Below are 1,582 nucleotides of genomic sequence, written 5' to 3'. Positions count from 1 at the left end.
CCTCGCCGAGGAGGTGCAGTCGATCCTCATCGGCAAGAAGACGCCGAAGGACGCGCTCACCTCGGCCCGCGACCGGATGAACGCCCTCATCAAGTAAGGGATACCGTGAAGCTCACCATCGCCTCCGTCGAGGCCGTCGCCCTGTCCGCTCCGTTCGAGCGGGTCTACGGCAGCCGCGACGCGGTGCCCGACTGGCTGCTCACGCCCGCGTCCAGCCATCGGGTGCTGCCGCGGCTCGGGCAGTACACCACCCTCGTTCGTATCCGCACGACCGACGGGCTGGAGGGCATCGGGGAGGCCTACGGGCTGCCGGAGCCGCGCGTCACCGCGACAATCGTCGGCAGCGTGCTCGCGCCGATGCTGCTCGGGCGGGACGCCGGCGCGTCGGAGGCGCTGTGGGAGCTCATGTTCGGCGCGCAGGCCGGCGCCGGGCGCACCGGCGGCTTCTACCTGGAGGCGATCAGCGGCGTCGACCTCGCCCTGTGGGACCTGCGCGGCAAGGCCGCCGGGCTGCCGGTCCACCGGCTGCTCGGCGGCCCGGTCCGGGACCGGGTGCCGGTGTACGCCTCGCCGATCCCGTTCCTGCCGACCACCGCGGAGTCGGCCGAGCGGGCACTGTCCTTCGTGGACGCCGGCTTCCGGGCGGTGAAGCTCAAGCTGGGCCGGGGCGAGGCGACGGACCTGGCCCACGCCGGGGCGGTGGTCGAGGCGATGGCCGGCCGGGCCGCGCTGCACGTCGACCTCAACTGCGCCTACGACGTCAAGACGGCCGTGCGGCTCGGGCTCGCCCTGGAGCCGCTCGGCGTGCGCTGGCTGGAGGAGCCGCTGGCGACCGACGACGTGGCCGGGCTGGCCGAGGTCCGCGCGGCCGTGCACATCCCGGTGGTGACGGGCGAGAGCGAGTTCACGCGGTACGGCTACCGGGAGTTCCTGCTGCGGCGGGCGGTCGACGTGGTCATGCCGAACCTGGCCCGGGCCGGCGGCATCACCGAGGCCCGGCGCATCGCGGCGCTGTGCGACGCGTTCCACGTCGCCGTGTCCCCGCACGGCGTCGGGTCGGCCGTCGGGCTCGCGGCCGCCCTGCAGTTCGCCGCGGCCACGCCGAACGTGCCCATCTACGAGTACAACCGGCTGCCCAACCCCCTGCGCGACGACCTGCCGCTCGAGCGACCGTCCCTCGTGGACGGTGCGCTGGTCGTGCCGGACGGGCCGGGGCTCGGGGTCACGCTCGACGAGGACCTGATCGCCGAGTACGCGGTGTTCCGTGCCTGACCTGGTCGTGGTGACGGGCGCGGCCGGCGGGATCGGGTCGGCGGTCGCGGCCCGGCTCGCCGCCGACGGCTACCAGGTCCACGGCGTCGACCGCGCCGACGGCGACCTCACCACCGAGGCAGGCGTCCAGGCCGCGCTCAAGGACCCCGGCCCGGTCGCCGCCCTCGTGCACTGCGCCGGGATCACCGCCGGTGCGCCCGCGCACGAGACCACCCTCCAAGACTGGCACCACGTCATGGACACGAACGTCACCTCCGCGTTCCTGTGCGCCCGCGCCGTCCTGCCCGCCATGATGGCCGCCGGCCACGGC

The 1,582-nt window shown here is 74.7% G+C and carries 2 protein-coding genes; both read left to right on the top strand.

All coding sequences use genetic code 11. From position 1 onward, the window contains the following. Positions 1–105: 105 nt before the first annotated feature. Positions 106–1,272 carry a mandelate racemase/muconate lactonizing enzyme family protein gene (locus AB0B76_RS58925; RefSeq protein WP_360395182.1) on the top strand — a complete coding sequence of 389 codons (1,167 nt, stop codon included), beginning with the start codon at positions 106–108 and terminating at the stop codon, positions 1,270–1,272. Continuing rightward, on the top strand, positions 1,265–1,582 hold a 318-nt coding region (locus AB0B76_RS58920; protein ID WP_360395179.1), incomplete at its 3' end, for an SDR family NAD(P)-dependent oxidoreductase. The genes AB0B76_RS58925 and AB0B76_RS58920, both read left to right, overlap by 8 nt.

Source organism: Dactylosporangium sp. NPDC049140 (assembly GCF_040648435.1).
The sequence above is the reverse complement of the archived record's forward strand: the minus strand, read 5'-3'. Positions and strand labels throughout refer to the sequence as shown.